Origin of the sequence: Lachnoanaerobaculum gingivalis, from assembly GCF_003862475.1 — a bacterium.
In the GTDB taxonomy this organism is placed as follows: domain Bacteria; phylum Bacillota; class Clostridia; order Lachnospirales; family Lachnospiraceae; genus Lachnoanaerobaculum; species Lachnoanaerobaculum gingivalis.
In genome coordinates, this window is record NZ_RRCO01000005.1 from 116,609 (window position 1) to 141,179 (window position 24,571).

The window sequence follows — 24,571 nt, forward strand, 5'->3', positions numbered from 1 at the left end:
TACATCCTACTTTCTGACAGCGTCACTATCTATAGCGGCTTTTTCTACCGCCTCGGCTACAGCCTGTGCTACAGACTTATCAAGTGCGGAAGGTATAATATTTTCCGCATTGAGATCCTCAGGTTTTATATATTCAGCAATGGCCTTTGCTGCGGCTTTTTTCATATCATAATTAATATCTCTTGCACCTGCATTAAGTGCTCCTCTGAATATTCCCGGAAATGCAAGCACATTGTTTATCTGATTAGGTCTGTCACTTCTTCCTGTACCCATTACAGCCACACCTGCTTTTATAGCATCATCATATGAGATTTCGGGATTCGGATTTGCCATGGCAAAGACTATAGGATTATCAGCCATTGTCTTTATCATATCCTTTGTAAGAATATTTGCTACGGAAACTCCTATAAACACATCCGCACCTACAAGCGCATCAGAGAGATTCCCTCTCATATCATCAAGATTTGTAACAGTACATAACCACTTTTTGTGATCTTTTATTCCCTCTGCTCTTTCCTTATAAAGAATACCGAACTCATCACAAGCTGTTATATTCTTTACACCCGACTCAAGAAGCATCTTAATAATGGCTGTTCCTGCACTTCCCGGTCCGTTTAAAACAACCTTTATCTCAGACATTTCTTTTTTTACAAGTTTAAGCGCATTAATAAGTGCGGCAGTAACCACTATGGCAGTACCGTGTTGATCATCATGAAATACCGGTATCTCAAGTTCTTTTTCAAGTTTTTCTTCTATTTCAAAGCATTTAGGTGAAGCGATATCCTCTAAATTTATACCGCCGAAGCATGGCGCAATGTTCTTCACAGTCCTAATTATTTCCTCGGTATCCTTAGTATCTACACATATAGGAAATGCATCCACATCTCCGAACTCTTTAAACAGTATTGCCTTACCTTCCATTACAGGCATGGCAGCCTTCGGACCAATATCTCCAAGTCCCAGTACGGCCGTTCCGTCGGAAACCACTGCCACCAGATTTTTCTTGGCTGTATACTTCCATACATTTTCAGGATCCTTTGCTATCTCTCTACAAGGCTCTGCCACTCCCGGTGTATATGCAGTGCTTAAATCATCTCTACTGTTTATTTTTATTTTACTTACAACGGCAACCTTGCCGCCATTTTTCTCATGTAATTTTAAAGCTTCTTTACTATAATCCATATTAGTCTCCATTCCGCCGCATCTTAACTGCTGCATCAACAGCCATGAAAACATTTTTCACACTGTATTTTAAACTTATAAAATTCTTTGATGTATTCTAGCACAAATAAATATACTTTTCCACATGCAAAAGGCGGATCTGTGCATAACCCGCCCTAATAAGTAATTATTCATATCTTTTTACAAATAAAAAAAGCTGTACGAAATACTCATACAGCTTACTGCCGGTGGCGAGACTCGAACTCGCACACCCTTTCGAATAACAGATTTTGAGTCTGTCGCGTCTGCCATTCCGCCACACCGGCTCATTACTTGACAATATTAGCATATGGACGCAATATTTGCAAGTAATTTTTTCCTATTTAATCCTTCCTTTATAAGCCATAAATGATAAAGTCCTAGTATACCACAAATAAAAATGTCCCACTTATGGTAGAATAGTATTTTGTATATTCTAACACTAGGAGGGACTGACTTATCAGAAAGGTTATTTTATCAATGAATGAACAAAGAAAATATGAGGTTATTAAAGGGCTGGTAGATCACCCGGATACAGCTAATAAGGATAGAGCTGCTCTTATCCTAGGATGCACCAAGAGGCATATAAACCGTATGATACAAGGTTATATTAAAGATGGTAAGGCATTCTTTATCCATGGTAACAGAGGTAAGAAGCCTGCTACCACTATCCGTCCTGATGTCAGAAGTCAGGTTATTGATCTATACAGAACTAAATACTACGAGGCTAACTTTGAACACTATACGGAGCTTCTTAAAAAGCATGAGGGTATAAGCATCTCTTCTTCCTCTGTAATGAGTATTTTGGAGTCAGAGTACATTCTATCTCCAAAGGCTACAAAAGCTAAGCGTAGACGCATTAAGCAGGCTCTCAGAGCCAAGAAGCAAGCTGCAACATCAAAAAAGGAATTATCACAGATACAAGCTAACTTAGTAGCAGTTGAAGATGCTCACAGTCGTCGTCCAAGATGTGCTTATTTCGGCGAATTGCTTCAAATGGATGCTACACCTTATGAATGGGTGCCCGGACAGATATGGCATCTACATTTGGCCATTGATGATGCCTCAGGTGTTGTTACGGGTGCATGGTTTGATACTCAAGAGACTCTTAACGGCTACTACCATGTGTTTGAACAGATTCTTACTGATTATGGTATTCCCTATAAGTTTCTTACTGATAAACGAACTGTATTTACATACAAGAAAAAAGGTGCCTTATCTGACGACAAAGACACCTATACACAGTTCGCTTACGCCTGCAAGCAACTTGGTATACAACTTGAATCAAGCAGCGTACCACAGGCTAAAGGACGCATAGAACGATTGAATCAAACCTTACAGTCACGCCTGCCTATTGAGTTTAGACTCGCAGGCGTAACCGACATCAATAATGCCAATGAATTCCTTTACCACTACATAAAAGAATTCAATGAGAAGTTCTCACTTCCATGTAATGGTATCAAATCTGTCTTTGAAAAGCAACCGTCTAAAGAAAAAATAAATCTTACTTTGGCGGTTTTAACCGAGAGAACTGTTGATGCCGGACATGCGATTCAATTCGAGAAGAAATTTTATAAGATGGTAGATAATAAAGGAATGCAGACCCATTACCGAAAAGGTACCAAGGTTATGCTTATCAAAGCATTTGATAGGTCTTTGTTTGCGTGCGTAAATGACAAAGATATTTACGCTCTGGAAGAAATACCGCCCCATGAGTATAAATCTAAGGACTTGGATGCTGATTACAAACAACCCGAGCCTAGAAAACCTTATATTCCACCAATGAACCATCCTTGGAGATTAGGTGCCTTTTATAAATTCGTACACTCACAGCCACACAGAATTGAAGAAGACATAAAAAGTGCATGATAAAAGCCCCTTTTATGGGGCTTATAAATTAATTTTTTTGGGACATAATCATTTATGCTTGACAGTAATTTTTTCCTATTTAATCCTTCCTTCCGGCAAAACAAATATAGCCCAGTTCCTTTTTATTATCCATCATAAAGCTACGCATTCTCTGAAAATATTCTTTATTAAATTCCTGCAACCCTGTTTTTATAATACTTAATGCTTCAAATATTCCCTCATCTTTCATCATTCCTGGGATGCTCATAAGTGTCATAGGTCCTATTTTCTTGTCTACTTTAAATCCCACACTTTCAAAGCAGCCTTCCCAGCCATCACTTAAGAGTGGCTCGACATTTACATTTATAGCTCTACTAAGACCGACTCTTAACTCCTTTGCTCTGTCTAAATTGTCTGTAATTAATACCACATCCTGGGTTAGAACTATTCCTCCGGGTTTTAGTACCCTGTAATACTCTCTTAAAGCCTTCTCCTTTTGCTCACCCAAAAGCATTGTAAGCATAGCTTCATTGATTACCACATCAAAGCTTTCGTCATCAAAAGGGAGATCAAATGCATTTCCACATATAGCTTTTGCTCTGTTCTCCAAACCGTTTTCTTTTATTTTTCTATTTGCTTTTTCAATTGCTTTCTCATCAAGGTCCACACCCACAACATCACATCCGTACTTTTTTGCTATATGAACTAAAGTAGTTCCCATATTACAGGCAACTTCTAAAACCTTTGAGTCATTCTTAATATTTGCTTTTTCAAGCAGCCAGCTGGTTGCCTCTATACCACCCGGTCTAAGTCTCGTTTTGCCGATTCTTGCCAGAAATTCATGTCCTTTTTCCGCCATAATGATCCTCCTGTATATAAAACTATATCTAATTTGGTTAGGTTTATCTAACTAAATTATAACATATTGTTTTTAAAATATACAGAACATAATTGTATTTATATATGTTATAGTTTAAATAAAGCGCTATCTACTACCAATATTTTCCATATCTATTTTTGTATTCTTATATAGTACAAAGCTGAACACTACACAAATCAACTCCGTTATTAAAAATGCGCTCCATATTCCTTTTAGCCCGAATGTCTTTGATCCTATAAACATTACCGGAACCAGTACCAAAAGTTGTCTGCAAAGATTTATCAATATACTTTTGCCTACATTCTTTGTAGACTGCATATATGATGCTATCATTGTGGTAATACCTACAAACACATAGCCAAGACTCATTATCCTGATACCAAAAATCCCAAAATCAAACATCTCTTTCGGAGGATTAAAGGTCCGTAAAATATTTTTTGTAAAAGTCCAAAGCATTACTATACTGAATGATGTAAGTATTATTGCAACAATTGTGCCTATCTTTAGGCTCTCCTTTAACCTGTCCTCTCTTTTTGCACCGTAGTTATAGCTCATAACAGGTATGCATCCCTGTATAAGTCCGTTCAATGTCATTATTACCATCTGCTGTATCTTAAAATATGCTCCAAAAAAAGCTATTGCAATCTCCGAATATTCTTTCAAAAAGAGATTTGTATTATATACCATTGCCGCACCAAGCACATTCATTATAAAAGAAGGAAAACCTACTACAAAGATATCCCTTACATGATCAAACCGAATTAGAAAGTATTTTAAACCCAATTTGACCTTTTGCTTTTGGAATATCAATACCAAAAATGCCAAAACAGTCGAAATAGTATATCCCATAACCGTTGCAATAGCTGCACCTCTCACTCCCATCGGTTTAAATCCGAAGTATCCGAATATAAGTATAGGATCAAATATAAGATTGGTTAATACACCCGCTATTTGAAAGCACATAGGTGCCAGCATATTTCCGGTTCCCTGCAATACTTTTTGTATACAAATATGTACTGCACATGGAATTGCCATAAATACACATATATCCATATACTCCAATGCCAAACCGATAGTCTCCTGATCGCTTGTAAATGAAAGTATAAATCCCCTTATAATGTTCATTGTTATAAAGGTTACCAAACTGCTCACAACAAAAGACACTATTATTCCATTAGCCACTATCGTATTAGCCTTTTCCTCATCCTTTTCTCCTAGATATTTTGCAACCAGCACACTGACGCCTACTCCTATCCAAATAGCTATAGCAATATAAAGTGTGGTAATGGGGAAAATTATGGATACAGCACTTAATGATTTTTCACTTACACATGATACAAATATGCAATCCAAAAGATTATATGAGTACTGCATGCACATAGAAATAAGAGGAGGTATGGACATCTTTAAAATAAGAGATTTTATAGGTTCCACCTCCATTTTATTTTTCACAAGAACTTCTTCCATATCTCCTCCTTAATTTTTTAAAACTGTAAATAAACAAAAGCAGGGGTAGCATAAGCCACCCCATATTTAAATTTTACCTGTAAATGCTATAGAGTAAACTCTCCCGCTTCTATGCTTGAAACAAGTGCCGGTATAATTTCTTTTAAATCGCCCACGATACCGTAATCACAAATATCAAATATAGGTGCATTTTTATCTGTATTTATTGCAACAATATACTTTGATTCGCTCATTCCGGCCAAATGCTGTATAGCACCCGATATACCGCAAGCAATATATAAATCAGGTCTGACAGTCGTTCCTGTCTGGCCCACCTGGTGAGAAGAGTCTATCCATCCTGCGTCCACACAGGCACGAGATGAACCCACCTCACCGCCCAGAGCTTTAGCAAGACTTTCAATCAATGCAAAACCGTCTTTATTTTTTATTCCTCTACCGCCTGATACAATAATCTTTGCATCTATCAAATTTACTCGTTTTTGATCATGTTCAATTGTTCCTATAAGTTTTGATCTTATATCTTCTTCTTTCAAATCAGGTATAATCTTTTCAAAACTTGCATTTGACTTTTCAATTTTCTTTGCCCTTGCCATCACTCCCGGCCTTACGGTTGCCATCTGTGGTCTGTTTTTCGGACAAATAATTGTAGCCATAATATTTCCGCCAAAAGCAGGTCTTGTCATAAGAAGCTTCTTGTCTTCCGTATCCACCTCAAGCCCTGTACAATCGGCAGTAAGTCCTGTTCCAAGTCTTGCGGCAAGTCTAGGACCTATATCCCTGCCTATAGAGGTTGCACCAACCAAAAGAACTTCCGGTTTTCTTAGTTTTACTTCTTTTGAAAGTACCTCCACAAATCCCAAAGTGGAGAAATCTTTTAAGAGTTCATGTTCTACATAGTATACTATATCGACATCATACTCCACAAGTTCCTTTGCAGCCTCTTCTATATTATAGCCCGGCACAATTACTGCAAGTTTTTTTCCAAGATTATTTGCAAGTTTTCTGCCTTCACCCATCAGTTCCAATGTTATAGGCAAAATCTTACCGTTTACAGTTTCTGCAAGTACCCATACATCTTTATAGTCATTAATATTAATGTCTTGATTTACCTTTGCTCTTTCCACTACTTGGCACCTCCGGACTGTATCAATTTATTCTCATATAGCTTTGTCAAAAGAAGCTTGGCTTTTTCCATGGCCGTATTTCCTTCTATAAACTCACTATGCTTTTCTTTTACAGGCACGAATGAACGATGTACATTAGTTGGAGAACCTTTGATACCTATCTGAGTTTCATCCACATTCAAGTCATCAAAGGTAAGTACCTTCACCAATTCTTCATCGCTCTCATAAGCTTTAAAGATTCCTTTTACACTTGGATATCTTGCAGTGTTAAGTTCTTTGATAGCTGTGATAAGAGTAGGAAGCTTTACTTCAAATTCATAGTCTCTTGACTCACAAAATCTTTTTACTCTGACTGTACCGTCTTTTAGTTCCAACTCCTTTGCATATGTAACCTGCGGTATATTAAGGAACTCCGCTATCTCAGGACCAACCTGAGCGGTATCACCGTCTATAGCCTGTCTGCCACATATAATCAAATCATAATCGCCTATTTTTTCTATAGCAGCCGCCAAAATGGTTGCTGTAGCCCAAGTATCGGATCCACCGAATTTTCTGTCACTTATAAGATAAGCATTGTCAGCGCCCATAGCCAGAGCCTCAAGTAGTGCTTCCTTTGCCTGCATAGGTCCCATACTTACTACAACGACCTTCGCACCATTCTCATCCTTTATTTTTAATGCCGCTTCAAGTGCATTCTTATCATCAGGATTTATTATACTTTCCACCCCGTCTCTGATAAGTGTTTTTGTCTCAGGGTTAATCTTGACTTCACTTGTATTTGGCACCTGCTTTATACATACAATGATCTTCATAATACCCCCTATTTCAGCACTTCTCTGGCTATAACAACCTTGTGAATCTCTGAAGTACCTTCGTATATTTCTGTTATTTTTGCATCACGGTACATTCTCTCCAATGGGTAGTCTCTCATATATCCATATCCTCCATGTATCTGTAATGCCTTATCCGTTACTTCAACAGCTACCTTTGATGCATTAAACTTTGCAATAGCAGCCTCTTTTGTATATGGCATACCGCTTACTTTAAGGCTTGCCGCTCTGTATGTCATCCATCTTGCACACTCAACCTTTGTAGCCATCTCTGCAAGATACCATTGCAAGCCCTGCAATGAGGAAATAGGTCTGCCAAATTGTACTCTTTCTTTTGTGTACTTTACGCTTTCATCCAATGCACCTGCTGCAATACCCACAGCCTGCGCCGCAATTCCTATTCTTGCGCCGTCAAGTGCAGTCATTGCAATTTTAAATCCCTTACCGAGCGGTCCTATAAGATTATCCTTTGGAACTCTGCAATTATCAAATATAAGCTCAGCTGTCTCTGATCCATGAAGTCCCATCTTATCTTCTATCTTACCTATTGAAAATCCCGGTGTACCACGCTCTACCAATATACAGCTTAGTCCCTTAGTCTTTAACTCAGGTGAGGTAAGAGCAAATACCAATACATATTTTGCCAATCCTCCACCTGTTATAAAACATTTTGTACCGTTTAGTACATATTCCTGTGTTTTCTCATCAAATATAGCTGTTGTTCTTGCACTTCCTGCATCAGATCCGGCATTCGGCTCGGTGAGGGCAAATGCCCCCAACTCGCCTCCTGAACATACTACCGGCAAATATTTTTGCTTTTGTTCTTCAGTACCGAATTTTCCGATTACTGAAGCAAATATAGTATGTATTGAAAGTGTAGCTGCAGTAGAACCGCAGTATTTAGCTATTTCTTCCACAGCAATTATCTTTTCGATATCGCTGCCTCCGCTACCGCCGTATTTTTCCTCAGTTCCTATACCGGTTAATCCCATCTTGGTCATCTCCAAAAATAAATCCTTTGGAAATTTTCCGCTTCTATCTATTTCTTCAGCTCTTGGTTTCACCACATTTTCACTGAAGTCGGCTACAGTCTTTTTCAGCATCAACTGTGCTTTGGAAAAATTAAAATCCATTTCTTTTCCTCCACTAAATTACGCCTTCTTCTTTTAATTGCTTTAATGTTTCATCATCAAAGCCGTAAACCTCTTTATTATGTTGTCCAAGAAGCGGTGCCGGTGCATCTACGCTTCCCGGTGTTTCACTCAGCTTAATAGGACAACCCTGTATATACATATCACCGATAGTAGGATGCTCAACATGTACCATCATTTCTCTTGCCTGGAAATGAGGATGCTCTATCGCTTCCTTCATATCAAGTATCTGTCCGCAAGGTATTCCCACCTCTTCAAACAGTCTCTCTACCTCAGCCTTACCTCTTTGTTTTACCCAATCCACAATTATCTCATGTAAACCGTCATTATAATTTTTAATTCTCAGATCATTGGTAGCGAACTTCTCATTTGTAACAAGGTCAGGTCTTCCAATTACATCACAGAACACCTTAAATAACTTGTCTGTACCTACACCCAAAGCTATATATCCGTCTTTAGCTTCATATACATTAAACGGTGATACTGTCGCATCTATATTTCCCTGTCTTTGAGGTATTATTCCCTTAAGAGTTGTATAGATTATTGCATTTTCAAGCAATGTGAATATAGTATCTGCCATAGCCACATCTACCTGCTGACCTTCACCGGTTACATTTCTTCTGTAAAGCGCCATAAGTACACCAACACAAAGATAAATTCCTGTAACATTGTCTGCTACGGATACTCCGCATTTTACAGGAGGAGCATCTGTATAACCTGTAAGATTTATCATACCACCAAGAGCCTGTGCAACGATATCATAGCATGGTCTGTTTGAGAAAGGTCCATACTGTCCGAAACCGCTACCTGAAGCATAAATTATTCTTGGATTTATCTTCTTTAATGTCTCATAGTCAACTTGTAATTTCTTTGTTACTCCGACTCTGAAGTTTTCTACCACTACATCAGCCTCTCTGACAAGGTCATAGAAAATCTCTCTTCCTTTTTCAGTCTTTAAGTTAAGAGTAACTCCTTTTTTATTTCTGTTTATAAATGCATAAAATCCGCTTTCACCGCTATTATCATCCATTGGAGGCCAATACCTTGACTGATCACCTGTAAGAGGCTCTATCTTTATAACCTCAGCACCGTTATCTGCTAAAAGAGCGGTACAGAAAGGGCCGTTATATGCATGTGTAAGGTCAAGAACCTTAAGTCCCTCAAGCGCTTTTGCTTTCTTTTTCTCCTTCTTTGCAGGAATAATATATTCGAAAATACATACTGTTGAAATAGGCGGATCTTCTAAAACATCTATGGAACTCTCAAACTCGGGCTTCTCAGGAATAACCGCAACCTTAAATGAACGCACTTCAATGATTGCTCTACCGTTTTCCTCACCTAAAAGTCTTGCCTTATACTCCATATAATCTCCGGCAAAACATGGTACAAACAGTCTTACTTTTCTTACCTTTGCACATCTGCTCTGATTTTTGTAAACCTTGGTCATCAGTCTGTTTGCGGTATCTTCCATCAAAGTAATAGACCTTGCACCGTTTACAACTCCTCCACCGTAGAAAACATCTCTATCTGACATTCTATATCTTAATGTAACTTCAGTACTCATATTACCCCCTATTAAAGTTCAAGTTCTCTCCAAGGGTCAATAACTTCACCACTTGGCTGATTTCCACGTTGTAATTCTTTCTTTACTACAAGTACTACAGTACCGTCAGTAATCAATTTTGGAGGATCGAAATAATACATATCTCCCGGATTAGCATCTTTGATACCCATTCTATATGCAGGAGTTGCAACTTTATAAGTGCTTATTCTACATGTTCTTGATGTATTTCCCACCTTTAGCATCTCTGCTCTGAAATTAAGTTGATCACCTACATATGCATCTTCATACAGCTCAACATCCGTATATCCAAGGCACAAAGATTCATCACCGTCATTTAATATCATCAACTCTGTTTCAACATCACCGATAAAGTCAAACTGTCTCCCAAACGGTATTTTCCCGTCAACATTATTTGCATCGGCAGTTGTCATATTATAATTTAATTCCGCTACTTTTCTAACACTCATTTTACACCTCTGTTCTACTGTAATGTTGGGGCCAAAATATTTGACCCCAACACTTAAATCATATTATTGAGCATCACACTTTAATACTGCATTCAAAAGTACGCTGGCACCCTTTGTACACTGCTCAACCGGAGTAAACTCCTCTTCACAATGTGAATGTCCGTCCTTTGAAGGTACAAATATCATTGTGGTAGGCATCATATAGCTTACAAACTGTGCATCATGTCCCGCACCTGAGTTGATTCTCTGATTTGAATATCCAAGCTCATTTACAGCCTCTGTTACATAACCTACCAATTTCTCATCATAGTAAACTGTATCTCTTGACCATGCTCTCTCATAACCTGTAGTACAGCCAACTATTTCCTTCGGCATATCCTTTATTACTTCAACAACCTGCTCTATAACCTTAGGATCCTCATGTCTTGCATCAATTGAGAACTCGACAAAATCAGGAATTACTGTATGTACATTTGGATGGCATACTATCTCACCTGTGGTATATACAAGTGCCTTATCAAGCTTATCAAGCTCATCATGCAGATACTGTAAAAGCTTTGCAGCTGCATATAATGCATCTTTTCTATATGGCATAGGTGTTGTTCCGGCATGATCTGACTGTCCGAATGTTTTAATTCTGTAGTTTATCATTCCAAGAACACAGGTAACGATACCGATATCATTATTTGCAGCCTCAAGAATAGGTCCTTGCTCGATATGAAGCTCGAACATTGCCTTATAATCCTTAGGATTCAATCTGTTGGCAACATCTCCCTTATATCCTGAAGCTTCAAGAGCCTCTTTGAATGTCTTTGTCTTATCAAGAACTGAAGTTGATGCAAGCATATCTTCATGCTTAAACTTTTTTCCAATCTCTTCAGGTAAGTAATCATTACAGATAACTCCTGATGACATCATAGCAGGTGGATATAAAGATCCTTCCTCATTTGTCCAAATCATTGCTACGAGATTGTGCTTATGAGGTATCTTTTGCTCTGCAACAGTTTCCAAAACTTCCATAGCTCCCATTACACCTAAAATACCGTCATAGTTTCCACCGTTTCTTACTGAATCCGAATGTGAAGCCATAACAATTGCCGGAAGTGTAGGATCACTACCCTCTAATGTTGCATACATATTTGCCATATCATCGGTCTTAATCTTTGCACCGATAGCTTCCATTCTTCTCTTGAATTCAGCTCTTGCCATAAGATTTTCCTTTGAAAGAGAATATCTTGTGATACCGCCATGTCCTGCGTCACCAAACTGACTCATGGTTTTAATCTTATCTGCCATTCTATCTTCGCTACACTTATACATATTTACCCCCTATTAAAACAATATATTCTTCATAAATTCATACTGCCACTACTTATATATAAAGCAGTGACAGTAAAACACAATCATTGAAACTTTAACTTCTAGGCACTCTCTTTACGAATTTACCCATTCCCGGCTTTCCGACGAAATCTCCGTTATCATAGACAAGCTGTCCTCTGAGGAATGTCTTTACAGGATATCCATGAAGTTTCTTGCCTTCCCATATAGTATGGTCGTAGTCTGAATGCATATTATTTACACTTATGGTAAAATCCTTATCCCTATCATAGATTACTATATCTGCATCATTTCCTACTCTGACTCCGCCTTTCTTATCACATCCGAATATTCTTGCCGGATTTGTTGAGCAAAGAGCCACAGCCTGTGAGAATGTGATTTTACCTGAATTCGCAGCATCAAGCATATATGGATACATATTTTCCACACCTGCACATCCGTTCGGAATCTTTGTAAAGTCATCTATGCCCCAGTCCTTTTCATAGCTCTGGAACGGGCAGTGATCTGTCGCTACTACATCAATCTGATTTTTCTTGATTGCTTCCCAAAGAGCCTGTCTGCTCTCCTCACCTTTTATAGGTGGTGAACATACAAAGTTTCTTCCGTCCTCTCTCTTATATACATCACATGTAAATTCAAGATACTGTGGACAGGTCTCAACATAAATAGGAACGCCCTCTTTCTTGCCTTCTATACATGCTTCAAGTCCTTCCTTGTCAGCCATATGAACAATGTAGAGCGGTGCATCCAAATGCTTACACCAATGCAGAGCTCTTCTGTCAGCTTCAGCTTCAACAAACTCCTGACGTGCCAGATAGTGGTACCAAGGACTCAAGTTGCCTTCTTTTTTGAACTTGGCCTCAAAAAAATCTATCATATCGGAATTCTCTGCATGAACATTTACCAATGCCCCCAGTTCCTTTGCTCTAAGAAGCAAGGTTGCAAACATTCCGTCATCTACCATCATTCCGGCTTTTTTGTATACCATGAAGCATTTGTAAGATGTAATACCTTCTTTCACAGCTTCTTCCATCTCATCAAGTATCTGACCGTCATTAAAGTCTGTAATAATACAATGAGATGCCCAGTCTACACATGCTTCTTTTTCAAGTATGGCTTTTTTGGAATTTACCAAATCCATAATAGTGCCACCTTTTCTCTGAACCGGATAATCAAATATTGTAGTAACACCTCCACAGGCTGCAGCTCTGGTACCTGAAAGGTAACTGTCTGCAGATATTGTTCCTCCAAAAGGCATAGCAAGATGTGTATGTACATCCAATGCTCCCGGAAGAACAAGCTTTCCTGTAGCATCCACTACTTCTTTTGCCTCCATGTCAAGATTCATTCCCATCTCAACAATCTTACCGTCTTTTACACCCACATCACATGGGAACATATCCGTTGCTGTAACTACTACACCACCCTTAATAATTAAATCTAACATAAATCAACCCCCCTGATATATTATAGATAACTATTAGTTTCCTTTAAATTAATTGTATGATTATCATTCTTATCCTTATATACAAGTTTACCCGGTGTTATACATTGCATTACAGGACAAACATTTAAGCAAAGATGACATCCTACACATTTATCTTCATTTATTGTAGGAACTCTGGTTGCATAGTCATATTCAATAGCCTGATGTGCCGCATCAAAGCATGATACATAGCATCTTCCACATCCGACACATTTTTCTTTATCAATCTGAACCAGGATCTTATATGATCTATCCAAATCATCAGCACCAACAATATTTCCTACCGCAGTACCCACTATATCCTGAAGTTTATTTATTCCGTAATCATTCATATAATGTGATATACCGCTTATCATATCTTCAACAATTCTATATCCATATTGCATTACTGCAGTTGTTACCTGAAGATTTGATGCACCAAGCATCAAAAATTCCAAGCAGTCTCTCCAGGTTTCTATACCACCCATTCCGGTTATCGGAACTTTGCTTACAATAGGATCATGCATTAAGTCTGATATAAATCTGAGCGCAATAGGTTTTACAGCCGCTCCGGAATATCCTGATATTGCAGATTTTCCGTTTACAACAGGCATACCTGTTCTAAGATTTATATCAAGGTTTGTGATAGATTTTACTGTATTTATGGCAGCTATTCCTTTTGCACCGCCCTCTATAGCAGCTCTTGCAGGAATTTCCATATTTCCAAGGTTTGGTGTCATCTTTGCTATTATCGGAAGTTTAGTGCTTGCAGAAGCAACTTCGCAATAATGCTTTACCAAATCAGGATTTTGTCCTACATCAGAACCCATAGTCGATGATGTCATCTGCGGACATGAGAAATTACACTCAATCATATCTGCTCCGGCCTTTTCAGACTCTTTAGCAAGTATTGCCCACTCATCATCAGTTGCACCCATGATACTTGAAACTATCACTTTATTCGGAAAATCCTTCTTTAATTGCCTAATAAACTCAAAGTTTACTTCATTCGGCTTATCAGAAGTCATCTCCATATTCTTAAATCCGGTCCAAGGTGTTCCCTCTTTTGAAGCTATATCAAATCTGGGTGAACATTCATTTGGTATAAAAACGCTTATTGTTTTATAAAAAATACCACCCCAACCGGCTCTCAGTGCCTTGGCACACATTTCATAATTACTGCCTACAGGTGAAGAAGATAGAAAAAAAGGATTCTCACAATCAACACCTAAAAAATTTATTGATAAATCTTTTTTCAAAGCCATATTAATCTCCTCACCTTATATAATCTAATATTTGGTAAGCTGCTTCTTTTCCTTCATGAACAGACTCTACCACTGTTATACCGACACCATGTAATGCATCACCACCAGTAAATACTCCATTACCCGCAACAAAACTCTTATAGTCTTCAACCTGATCCTGTCCTATTGCAAATACGACCATATCTGCCTTAAGTGTCATCTCATTATCATCTTTCATTCCCTTTGCAACAAGAGTTCTTACATGACCGTTTTCTCCACAAATCTTTTCAGGTGCAAATCCTGTGTAAATAGGGATACCCATCTCTCTTACAAAAGAAATCTCTTCAATATTTGCAGGTGCTTCTTCTATAGTTCTTCTATAGCAGATACATGCTTTCTCAGCACCCAACTGTCTTGCTGTTGTAGCACAATCCATTGCTACATCACCGCCTCCGATTACAACTACTCTTTCCGGAAGTTCTTTTATCTCACCTGTTCTTGCCTTAAACAAAAACTCGATTGCCGACTCAACACCCTTAAGATCGCTACCTTCTATATCTACTTTCTTTGAATCCCAAAGACCAACTCCGACAAATACGGCGTCATACTCACTCTTAAGTTTAGGAATATCTTCAAATTTTACTTCCTTGCCGAATTCAAACTTTACTCCCAACTCCTTTATAAGTTCTATATCAAAATCCACAACACGGTCAGGAAGTCTTGTAGGTGTGATTCCATATCTCAAAACTCCACCTGCCTTAGCCTGTTTTTCGAAAACAGTTGTATCCACTCCCGCAAGTGCGAGCTCTCTTGCGCAAGCAAGTGATGCAGGTCCTGCACCTATCAGTGCTACCTTCTTTCCGATCTTTTCTCCGGCACTGACAAATTTTGCCGACATGGCCTGTTCTTCTTCAACCAGATATCTTTGTATTTTACCTATCTGTATCGGCTTATCTATTCCACATCTACTACATTCTTCTTCACACATTCTGTCATAAGGACATACCCAAGCACACGAACCACCTAACGGGTTGTTTTCTCTTATTGTCTCTGCAGCACCCTTTATGTTCTTAAATCTCAGTGAGCGAATGAACTTAGCCGGATCTGTCCCTGCCGGACATCCCTTAGAACAAGGTGCATCTTCACATAGAAGACATCTGGATGCTTCCTCCATGGCAAGTCTGTAATTAAAGCCTTCCGACTTCTCCATGCCATATGCCAATTTTAAAATTTTGCTCATATTAAAACCCCTTACTTTTTTGATTCTTAATCCTCTAAAAATTTAGCAATGACCCAGTCTTTTTTATCGGTCTTCTTGAAAAATTTTGCTAAAATAAATCTTCCCAGGTAATCTGATGCGAGCCCAACGATATTTCCCAGGATAAAGCAAATAATAAGCATCTTCCAATTACCACCTGATGCAAATGCACTGAAGCCACCCATAAATGTACAAGTCGCAAATCTGGTCAAATCACAATGTGTGATATAGATGATAACTCCACTGAAAATTCCTGTTATCAATCCGTTAAACCATAGACTTCCGTTTACATTTACACATAGCCAAATGATTGTACATCCGATAAAGATACCTGCCATATTACTGCATAATGATCTGATAAAACCGTTTTTACCACAACCTGCTGCGTAATAAGATGTACATCCTGCGAAGCCTACCCAAGTTGCTATCAGTGGACCGGCAAACATAGCTGAAATATATGTCCATAGACCACATACAATTATGTTTGATATGGTATTTGATATAATAAATCCTGCCATACTGTCATCCTTTCCTACATATTTTATTTTTAAGTGTTAAATAATTAACTATCATTTGTTTGAGAACTTATTTTATTCAATTATTATCTTAGAATATACAGCCATTGTATATTCAAGTTAAATTTTTCTGAATTTAATATATCTTTTATCTGTATTTCCTTTTTGTCTCCTATAAATTTATTACTCAAAAAATAAATTTGCATATAATTAATTTAATAGAAAATCACTTTTGTCTTTCTTTTGTGCATATTGCTGTTTTTTGAAAGTAATCTTACACAATATCGACTTTGTATTTTTGTCAGTTATGCATACCACAAGTTTTTCTAAACATATTTTTACATAGCAAAAAAGTCTCCACCAGGTGGAGACTTTTAATCACAATACCATTATATTTTATATAATTTAATTTCTTGGTTTTACCGGTACTATTATCTTTACAATATGCTGCTCGGTATTTGGCAGATCTACCGGTGAAAGCATAAATCTTTCTGTTACAGGTCCATCCACCATCAGCTCATTTTCTTCAATCCATCTTTTCAAAGAAATATATGTATGCACTATATCACTGTAATCGCCGACATGTATAGCATTTGCGGCAAGAAAATTCCCAAATTTCTTCACTTCAGCATCTTTGATATCATTTTCCACCACAATGGAAAACTCTACCTCACAATCCCTGTGAATAAATTGTCCAAACATTTCCGTATGATAAGACACAAGAATATCACCCTGGATATTCAGATTCCTTTCTTTTGCAGACTCTATAATATCAATCCATTTTTCAAGACTGACTTTTTCATTCTTATAAGACTGCATCATGGTAGTTTTGCCAAATACATATACTTCTCTTTGCTTTTCAAGCTTAAATGAACTTTCTACATTGTAGTTATTACTGTTTTCAAGTATTCTTTGCGCAGATTGAAGCTTATTCTTTAGTGTAGCGGCTTCTTCATACTTTCTATTCAGCTCAATTATTTCATCTTTTATGGAGTTTTGTTTTTTTGTCACTATAAGTTCTATCTTTTGAATATCATCTTCTTTTAATATATTCCTAACTTCTTCCAGAGAAAATCCCAAATATCTGAGTCTCTTTATTATAAAAAGCCTTACCATTTGGTCATGACTGTAATATCTGTAATTATTGTTTTCCTGTCTGATACTTGGAACCATTACATTTATTTTATCGTAATATCTTAAAGTCTTTATAGGAATATTACATATTTCCGATACTCTCCCAATAGAATAATATTTGTCTTTCAAGTCTACCCTCCAAAATGAAACAAAGATGTCTCTATTTTATTTCTCTTCCAGCTCTTTATATGTAGCCCTAAGCTCCTCACAGGATTTTGCAAACTTTGCTTTTTCCTCATCTGTAAGAGAGAATTCAAGTATTCTTTGGATTCCTGCACTGTTTATCACACATGGAACTCCAACAAATACATCATTTTGTCCGTATTCACCACGAAGATTTGCAGATACTGTAAGAACCGAGTTCTCATCACCCAGTATAGCCTTTGTAATTCTTGTAAGGCTCATTCCTATACCGTAGTATGTAGCTCTCTTAGCTTCTATTATTTTATAAGCAGCCGTTCTTACATCATCTTCAATGCGATCAAGTTCTTCTATATTTAATTTACCCTTTGATTCGGCTATAAGATCTGTAATAGGCTTTGTTGAAAGCATTGCATTTGACCATGGAACAAACTCGGAATCACCATGTTCACCTATAACATAGGCATGCACGCTTCTCGGATCGGCCTGTATGTATGATCCCAAAAGATATCTGAGTCTTGCAGAGTCAAGTGCCGTGCCTGAACCGATTACTCTTCTCGGATTAAATCCTGAAAGCTTATATGTGATCTCAGTCATTATATCTACAGGGTTTGTAGCAACAAGGAATATTCCGTTAAAGCCGCTCTCTGTGATAGGGTCTATAATGGATTTAAACACTTCCATATTTCTCTTTAAAAGATCTCTTCTGCTCTCTCCCGGTGCCTGAGCCACACCTGCACATATTACGACAATGTCCGCACTTGTGCAGTCACTGTAATCTCCTGCCCAGATCCTCATATGTGAACCTGAAAAAGCCAGACCATGGTTTAAATCCATAGCTTCACCCTCGGCTCTTAATTTATTTACATCTATAAGAACCAGCTCGTCCACAACATTTTGATTTAACATAGCATATGCGTAGCTCATGCCGACCATACCGCATCCTACAAGAACAACTTTTCTCTTATCACTTTTCATATATTGCTCCTTTCGCAATCCTCTGTCTGACTATCTCATAAGCCAATACACCACAGGCAACAGATGCATTGAGTGAATCAATATCACCGTTCATAGGTATAGAAGCTATGAAATCGCAATTTTTCTTAACACTTTCACTTACTCCGTCTCCCTCATTGCCTATTACAAGTCCGATGCTTCCTGTTAAGTCTATATTATACATTCTTTCGCCGCCCATGTCAGCACAAACAAACCACATTCCTGCATCTTTCAGCTCCTGCATGGTTTTATTTATATTGGTGACTTTGGCAACAGGCGTATAATTAATTGCTCCCGCAGAAGCTCTTGCCACTACAGCAGTAAGTCCTACAGCTCTGTGTTTAGGTATAATCACTCCATGAGCACCGCTAAGATTGGCCGTTCTTATAATTGCACCAAGATTATGCGGATCCTCTATGCCGTCTAAAATAAATACAAAAGGAGGCTCATTTTTTTGTCTTGCCTTTTCCAATATATCCTCAATGCTTGCGTACTCATATGCCGCAACTATTGCAATAACACCCTGATGCTTTCCGGTCTCGCTCATTGCGTCAAGTCTGTCCTTACCGACGAAATTTACATATGTACCGTGCTTTTTGGCTTCTCTTAATATTGTAGAAACAGTATAGTCCTTCAAACCGTCCTGCAAGTATAATTTATCAACAGTTTTACCGCTTCTGAAAGCCTCTATTACCACATTTCTGCCTTCTATGGCATTTTCATTCATATAATCTTTACTCCGATATCATTATTTTCCAAAAATCTGTCAAGACCGATTTTGACAAGTTCAAGCGCTCTGTCAAACCGATTGTCCAAATATAAAAAACCTATAAGGCTTTCAAATCCGGTAGCATATTTATAATCAGTCATACTGGCATTCTTTGCCATGGTATGCGGAGAAGAGTTCCTTCCCCTTTTAAATATGGTGAACTCTTCCTCGCTTAACTCATCACTTATAAGTTTTATAATCTGCGCCTGTGCTCCGGCTTTTACAAGAGAAGTGGCATCCTTATTGAGTTTATTTACCGGGCGGTTCCCACCTGACACCAGAATGCTTCTTATAATAAGCTCATACACCGCATCACCTATATATGCCAGTACCAAGGGCGAAAATTCTTTTGCGTCCCTTTTTTCTACATTAAAAGGTTTTAGAAGATAATCTAATATCTCTTCCATTTAACTCCCTCTCTTGTATCTTCAAGTACAATACCTCTGTCGAGAAGATCGTTTCTGATCTTATCCGCAAGTGCAAAATCCTTATTCTTTCTGGCCTGAATTCTCTGCTCTATCAGATCCTCTATTTCGCTGTCAAGGATTTCCATCTTTCTTTCTGTAATAATTCCAAGTACATCACAAAGCGGCTCTATTATATTTAAAAGTCCGTTTGCATACTCTCTCGTACTGTTTTCATTTAACGAAGTGTTTGAAAGCTTTATAAGCTCAAATATAGCACTTATCGCATCAGCCGTATTGAAATCATCGTCCATAGCGGCTACAAACTTGTCCTTTAATACCTTTGCCATTTCAAGATTTGAGAGTTCGGCGTCTGTGATTGGTGAAGAATTATCCTTTTTTTGAACATCCTTTAAATTCTCAACTCCTGTAAGAATCCTCTCCAAACTGTTCTTTGAAGCTTCCATAAGCTCTGCAGAGAAATTTAGCGGACTTCTGTAGTGTGCTGAGAGCATAAAAAATCTTAATACCTGAAGATCGTACTTCTCGCTGATATCTCTTACTGTAAAGAAATTACCTAAAGACTTACTCATCTTCTTATTGTCAATATTTAAGAATGCATTGTGCATCCAATAATTTGCAAAGCTCTTTCCGCTTGCTGACTCCGACTGAGCTATCTCATTTTCATGATGAGGGAAGATAAGATCCTCACCTCCGCCATGGATATCTATCTGGTCGCCAAGATATTTTTTACTCATAACGGAGCACTCAATATGCCATCCCGGCCTTCCCTTTGACCATGGTGAATCCCAGTAAGGCTCTCCGTCTTTTTTAGGTTTCCAAAGTACGAAGTCATTGCTGTCTTCCTTTCCGTCCTCACCGGTTACCTTAATCTCTCTGAATCCTGACTGAAGTTCATCTATATTCTTATGTGAAAGCTTACCGTATCCGTCAAAGCTCTTTACTCTGAAATATACCGTACCGTCCTTTGCCACATAGGCATGACCGTTATCGATAAGAGTTGATATCATCTCTTCCATACCGCCTATCTCTTCTGTCGCCAAAGGGTTTTTTGTGGCAGGAAGCACATTCATAGCTTCCATATCTTTCTTACATTCATCTATATATCTTGTGGAAATTACAGAGGCATCAACTCCCTCTTCTATCGCCTTATTGATTATCTTATCATCAACATCTGTAAAGTTTGAAACATAGTTTACATCATAACCTCTGTATTCAAAATATCTTCTTACCGTATCAAAGAAAATCATAGGTCTGGCATTTCCGATATGTATCAAATTGTAAACTGTAGGTCCGCAGACATACATTCTTACTTTTCCCTCTTCGATAGGTACAAACTCTTCTTTCCTTTTAGAAAGTGTATTAAAAATCTTCATAAAATTCCTTTTATCCTTTACTTTGGCATCCGCTGCAGCCGGTACAATCCTTTGAATCTGTAGATACATAAAAAGCATCTCTTACTGAATTCAACAGACAGACACTGTGTGCAGATATACCGCTTTCATCTCCTGTAAAGCCAAGCCCCTCTTCCGTGGTCGCCTTTATATTCAATTGGCTTGGTGATATATTGAGTGTATCACATATCACTTCCTTCATCCTATCAATATGAGGAGCAATTTTAGGCTTTTGTGCAATAACAGTCGCATCTATATTTTCTATTATATACGCATTCTCGTCAAGTATATTAGCAACTTTTTTCAAAAGCACAACACTGCTTACATCCTTATATTCCGCTTTTGTATCGGGAAAATGTTTTCCTATATCTCCAAGTCCCATAGCCCCAAGTAAAGAGTCCATTATCGCATGTAAAAGCACATCCGCATCCGAATGCCCGAGAAGCCCCAAAGTATGTTCTATCTCCACTCCTCCGATTATAAGTTTTCTGCCTTCTACAAGTCTGTGAACATCATATCCATGTCCTATTCTCATAATTACCTTTCCGTCTCTTCTATATGAAAAAACAGGCAAGTCAAAGACCTGCCTGTATGTTAAACAACTACCGGTCAAGCCGGCTTATTTTAAACTATTTATGATATATCATAAATATGCTTAAGCTATTTTTTCAATTCCCTTCATATGGTCATCTAAAAAAGCTTCCAATTCTTCATTTTCGCCTGAATATCTGACTGTCAAAACATGTCTAAGATCCATGCTAAGCACTCCTATAATAGATTTTGCGTCAATCATAATACTGTTGTCATATAAATCTACATCAAAATCACACCCGGTAGTAACTTTAACAAAGTTCTTAGCGTCTTCAACTGACAGAAGGCGGATTTTTCTTTCTTTCATATCTATACCTCATTTTATAACATTGTATTTTGAACAATCCAAAATACTTGCAATATTAAACCACCAAATATAGGCATTGTCAAGTATGATATGTTACAAATAGAAAAATTATTTATTATTTTTCACCAAGGCCTGACTCGATAGCCTCTACCAAAGTCTTCATTGCTTCCTCTTCGTCATCGCCTTCAACTATCAGATTTACCTCTGTACCTGACTTGATGCCTGCAGCCATAACATTAAGTACGCTCTTTGCAACTATCCTCTTCTCACCGTACTCAATTATTATATCTGATTTAAACTTCATCGCTGTCTGTGACAGAACTCCTGCCGGACGTAGGTGCAAACCTGAAGGATTTTTGATAGTAATTTTTCTACTTAACATAATAATCTTCCTTTCATATTTCAAGATCTTCTGATCATTGATATAAACATTACTTTTTAATTATAAATCAAAGTATACCAATCGTCAAACAGTATTCTCTCTTGCCTTGGCTCTTTCAATTGACTCTCTTTTTGAAAATGAGCATCCGCAATAATCCTGCCTGTAGAGTTCATGTTCCTTAGATAAATCCACAGATCGCTTATATCCGTTTTTCTTCTTAAAATCACTTGGTAAATACTTTACATTGTATTCTTTAGCCACATCTTCGCCTATTTCACAAAGTTTTTCGGCATTTTTCATGGGCGAAATGGTAAGCGAAGTGGTAAAATAGTCAAAGCCGTAATCGGATGCGGCTTTTGCCGCCTCGTGAAGTCTTAATTCAAAGCAGATATCACATCTTTTTCCACCCTCTTTTTCATTTTCATAGCCTTTAATTCTGCTGTGAAAAATACTCGGGTCATAATCTCCTTCTATAAATTTTACCTCGGAAGTAAAATCCATCTCTTCTATCAGCCTTTTTGCTTCTTCCACCCTAAGCCTATATTCCTTGGTATCATCAATATTCGGATTGTAAAAAAACACAGTCAAATCAAAATGCTTTTCCAAATATTCCATACAATATGATGAACAAGGTCCGCAACAGGCATGCAGAAGAAGCCTTGGGCGATTGCCCAAAGCTTCCTCTTTCTTTATAATATCTTCCAATTCTTTTTGTAAATTTCTCTTCATCATGCCAAAAAGTCCCTGATTCTCTTTGATCTGACAGGATTTCTGAGCTTTCTTAAAGCCTTAGCCTCAATCTGTCTTATTCTCTCTCTTGTTACCTTGAACTCTTTTCCTACTTCCTCCAAGGTTCTCGGATGTCCGTCCTCAAGACCGAATCTAAGCACAATAACCTGTCTTTCTCTTTCTTTCAAGTCTCCAAGCAATGTATCGATATGCTCTCTGAGCATTACCGATTCTACATTTCCCTCAGGTGTCAAAACATTTGCATCGGCTACGAAATCTCCAAGGTTTGAATCATCTTCCTCACCTATAGGAGTCTCCAAAGATGCCGGCTCCCTTGCAATCTGCATTATTTCCATGACCTTTTCTTCAGTCATATCAAGTGCATTTGCAAGTTCTGTAACACTCGGCTCATAACCCAGTTCCAAAGTAAGTTTTCTTTGCATTTTGCTCATCTTGTTTATGGTCTCTACCATATGTACCGGAACTCTTATGGTCCTTGCCTGATCTGCAAGTGCTCTTGTTACAGACTGTCTGATCCACCATGTAGCATATGTTGAAAGCTTAAAGCCCTTTGTGTAGTCAAACTTCTCTACACCTTTTATAAGGCCTAAATTACCCTCCTGTACCAAGTCAAGGAAACTCATTCCTCTTCCTGTATATCTCTTTGCAATACTTACAACCAAACGAAGGTTAGCTTCTATAAGACGCTGCTTTGCGTATTCATCGCCATCCTGTTTTCTTTTCGCCAATTCAAGCTCTTCATTTGCTGTCAAGAGAGGTACAGTACCTATTTCTTTAAGATACATTCTTACAGGGTCCTCAGTACCTACACCTTCAAGCAGGTCAATCGCACTGAGATCTATATCCTCTTCAGAGTCCTTATCAAACTCATCATCGTCGTCTAAGAGTAGTGAATCATCATCTGCAATACTGTCTATATTATCAATATTGTCTATATCAATATTAATATCATCCGAGATGTTTTCATTGATCTCAATACCCTTGTTCTCAAGGTAAGAATAAATCTGCTCTACGCTGTCGGCATTCAGCTCCGTACCCGCAAAAAAATCATTTATCTCACCTATATTAAGTTTCATGTCAGAAGCCATGCCCTTATTTACAAGTTCCTCCAGTTTCTGTAAGAACTCCTGCGGTGACATTTTTTTCTTATTTGCACTTTCACTGCCTTTTGATGCCTTACTTCCTGTAGTATTTCGGTTTTCTTTAGCCACTAAGATCATCCCTTCACAAATAGATATCTATAATTGACATATCTATTTTTATTTTATCTGCAAACAATATAAAATAAATGCACATTCTTAAAATGAATAAAATTGTCCATTGTATTTACC

At 37.9% G+C, this 24,571-nt stretch carries 24 protein-coding genes and 1 tRNA gene; 1 reads left to right on the forward strand and 24 read right to left on the reverse strand.

Annotated features, from left to right (window positions below; all coding sequences use genetic code 11):
- Positions 1–6 precede the first annotated feature (6 nt).
- The gene (locus EHV10_RS11080) at positions 7–1,182 is read right to left on the reverse strand and encodes an NAD(P)-dependent malic enzyme (RefSeq protein ID WP_128674693.1); all 1,176 of its coding nucleotides are present in this window, start codon (positions 1,180–1,182) and stop codon (positions 7–9) included.
- 222 nt (positions 1,183–1,404) lie between these two features.
- Positions 1,405–1,487, reverse strand: a tRNA-Leu gene (locus tag EHV10_RS11085).
- 193 nt (positions 1,488–1,680) lie between these two features.
- Between EHV10_RS11085 and EHV10_RS11090 the strand changes: the two genes are divergently transcribed.
- The gene (locus EHV10_RS11090) at positions 1,681–3,069 is read left to right on the forward strand and encodes an ISNCY family transposase (RefSeq protein WP_128674694.1); all 1,389 of its coding nucleotides are present in this window, start codon (positions 1,681–1,683) and stop codon (positions 3,067–3,069) included.
- A 79-nt stretch (positions 3,070–3,148) separates the two neighbouring features.
- Here the strand turns inward: EHV10_RS11090 and EHV10_RS11095 are convergent, their stop codons facing one another.
- The 22 genes from EHV10_RS11095 to rpoD all read right to left on the reverse strand — a co-directional run bounded on the left by EHV10_RS11095 (position 3,149) and on the right by rpoD (position 24,460).
- Entirely contained in the window at positions 3,149–3,907 is a 759-nt protein-coding gene (locus EHV10_RS11095) for a class I SAM-dependent methyltransferase (protein ID WP_128674695.1), read from the reverse strand.
- A 126-nt stretch (positions 3,908–4,033) separates the two neighbouring features.
- The gene (locus EHV10_RS11100) at positions 4,034–5,395 is read right to left on the reverse strand and encodes an MATE family efflux transporter (protein ID WP_128674696.1); all 1,362 of its coding nucleotides are present in this window, start codon (positions 5,393–5,395) and stop codon (positions 4,034–4,036) included.
- Positions 5,396–5,481: 86 nt separating this feature from the next.
- Positions 5,482–6,519: an electron transfer flavoprotein subunit alpha/FixB family protein gene (locus EHV10_RS11105; RefSeq protein ID WP_128674697.1), complete on the reverse strand. Its 1,038-nt coding sequence runs from the start codon at positions 6,517–6,519 to the stop codon at positions 5,482–5,484.
- Complete coding sequence (locus tag EHV10_RS11110; protein ID WP_128674698.1) at positions 6,519–7,331, reverse strand: electron transfer flavoprotein subunit beta/FixA family protein; 813 nt, start codon at positions 7,329–7,331, stop codon at positions 6,519–6,521. The genes EHV10_RS11105 and EHV10_RS11110 overlap by 1 nt, the downstream gene beginning before the upstream one ends.
- A gap of 8 nt (positions 7,332–7,339) precedes the next feature.
- Positions 7,340–8,482 carry an acryloyl-CoA reductase gene (gene acrC, locus EHV10_RS11115; RefSeq protein WP_128674699.1) on the reverse strand — a complete coding sequence of 381 codons (1,143 nt, stop codon included), beginning with the start codon at positions 8,480–8,482 and terminating at the stop codon, positions 7,340–7,342.
- A gap of 13 nt (positions 8,483–8,495) precedes the next feature.
- Positions 8,496–10,064: a CoA transferase gene (locus tag EHV10_RS11120; RefSeq protein WP_128674700.1), complete on the reverse strand. Its 1,569-nt coding sequence runs from the start codon at positions 10,062–10,064 to the stop codon at positions 8,496–8,498.
- An 11-nt stretch (positions 10,065–10,075) separates the two neighbouring features.
- Positions 10,076–10,531, reverse strand: a complete 456-nt coding sequence (locus EHV10_RS11125; protein WP_128674701.1) for a beta-alanyl-CoA:ammonia lyase — start codon at positions 10,529–10,531, stop codon at positions 10,076–10,078.
- 63 nt (positions 10,532–10,594) lie between these two features.
- On the reverse strand, positions 10,595–11,851 hold the full coding sequence (locus tag EHV10_RS11130) for a Zn-dependent hydrolase (RefSeq protein ID WP_128674702.1): 1,257 nt from the start codon (positions 11,849–11,851) through the stop codon (positions 10,595–10,597).
- A gap of 94 nt (positions 11,852–11,945) precedes the next feature.
- Complete coding sequence (gene hydA, locus EHV10_RS11135) at positions 11,946–13,316, reverse strand: dihydropyrimidinase (protein WP_128674703.1); 1,371 nt, start codon at positions 13,314–13,316, stop codon at positions 11,946–11,948.
- 20 nt (positions 13,317–13,336) lie between these two features.
- On the reverse strand, positions 13,337–14,599 hold the full coding sequence (gene preA, locus EHV10_RS11140) for an NAD-dependent dihydropyrimidine dehydrogenase subunit PreA (protein WP_128674704.1): 1,263 nt from the start codon (positions 14,597–14,599) through the stop codon (positions 13,337–13,339).
- Positions 14,600–14,609: 10 nt separating this feature from the next.
- Entirely contained in the window at positions 14,610–15,818 is a 1,209-nt protein-coding gene (locus EHV10_RS11145) for an FAD-dependent oxidoreductase (protein ID WP_128674705.1), read from the reverse strand.
- Between the two features lie 26 nt (positions 15,819–15,844).
- On the reverse strand, positions 15,845–16,354 hold the full coding sequence (locus EHV10_RS11150; RefSeq protein WP_007593390.1) for a DUF1097 domain-containing protein: 510 nt from the start codon (positions 16,352–16,354) through the stop codon (positions 15,845–15,847).
- 402 nt (positions 16,355–16,756) lie between these two features.
- Positions 16,757–17,614 (reverse strand): MerR family transcriptional regulator, encoded by an 858-nt coding sequence (locus tag EHV10_RS11155; RefSeq protein WP_128674706.1) that lies wholly within the window; start codon positions 17,612–17,614, stop codon positions 16,757–16,759.
- Between the two features lie 36 nt (positions 17,615–17,650).
- Positions 17,651–18,604: an L-lactate dehydrogenase gene (locus EHV10_RS11160; RefSeq protein WP_128674707.1), complete on the reverse strand. Its 954-nt coding sequence runs from the start codon at positions 18,602–18,604 to the stop codon at positions 17,651–17,653.
- Positions 18,594–19,349, reverse strand: a complete 756-nt coding sequence (gene rlmB / locus EHV10_RS11165; protein WP_128674708.1) for a 23S rRNA (guanosine(2251)-2'-O)-methyltransferase RlmB — start codon at positions 19,347–19,349, stop codon at positions 18,594–18,596. The genes EHV10_RS11160 and rlmB overlap by 11 nt, the downstream gene beginning before the upstream one ends.
- Positions 19,346–19,798: a Mini-ribonuclease 3 gene (locus EHV10_RS11170; protein ID WP_128674709.1), complete on the reverse strand. Its 453-nt coding sequence runs from the start codon at positions 19,796–19,798 to the stop codon at positions 19,346–19,348. Before EHV10_RS11170 ends, rlmB begins: the two co-directional genes overlap by 4 nt.
- A complete protein-coding gene (gene cysS / locus EHV10_RS11175; protein ID WP_128674710.1) occupies positions 19,783–21,192 on the reverse strand; it encodes a cysteine--tRNA ligase in 1,410 nt (469 codons plus the stop codon). The genes EHV10_RS11170 and cysS overlap by 16 nt, the downstream gene beginning before the upstream one ends.
- A 10-nt stretch (positions 21,193–21,202) precedes the next feature.
- Positions 21,203–21,745: a 2-C-methyl-D-erythritol 2,4-cyclodiphosphate synthase gene (ispF, locus tag EHV10_RS11180; RefSeq protein ID WP_128674711.1), complete on the reverse strand. Its 543-nt coding sequence runs from the start codon at positions 21,743–21,745 to the stop codon at positions 21,203–21,205.
- A 120-nt stretch (positions 21,746–21,865) separates the two neighbouring features.
- Positions 21,866–22,108: an HPr family phosphocarrier protein gene (locus EHV10_RS11185; RefSeq protein ID WP_128674712.1), complete on the reverse strand. Its 243-nt coding sequence runs from the start codon at positions 22,106–22,108 to the stop codon at positions 21,866–21,868.
- A gap of 115 nt (positions 22,109–22,223) precedes the next feature.
- Positions 22,224–22,490, reverse strand: coding sequence for an HPr family phosphocarrier protein (locus EHV10_RS11190; RefSeq protein ID WP_128674713.1), 267 nt, complete (start codon positions 22,488–22,490; stop codon positions 22,224–22,226).
- 84 nt (positions 22,491–22,574) lie between these two features.
- Positions 22,575–23,222 (reverse strand): epoxyqueuosine reductase QueH, encoded by a 648-nt coding sequence (locus EHV10_RS11195; protein ID WP_207667155.1) that lies wholly within the window; start codon positions 23,220–23,222, stop codon positions 22,575–22,577.
- Positions 23,219–24,460 carry an RNA polymerase sigma factor RpoD gene (gene rpoD, locus EHV10_RS11200; protein WP_128674714.1) on the reverse strand — a complete coding sequence of 414 codons (1,242 nt, stop codon included), beginning with the start codon at positions 24,458–24,460 and terminating at the stop codon, positions 23,219–23,221. The genes EHV10_RS11195 and rpoD overlap by 4 nt, the downstream gene beginning before the upstream one ends.
- Between the last annotated feature and the right edge of the window lie 111 nt (positions 24,461–24,571).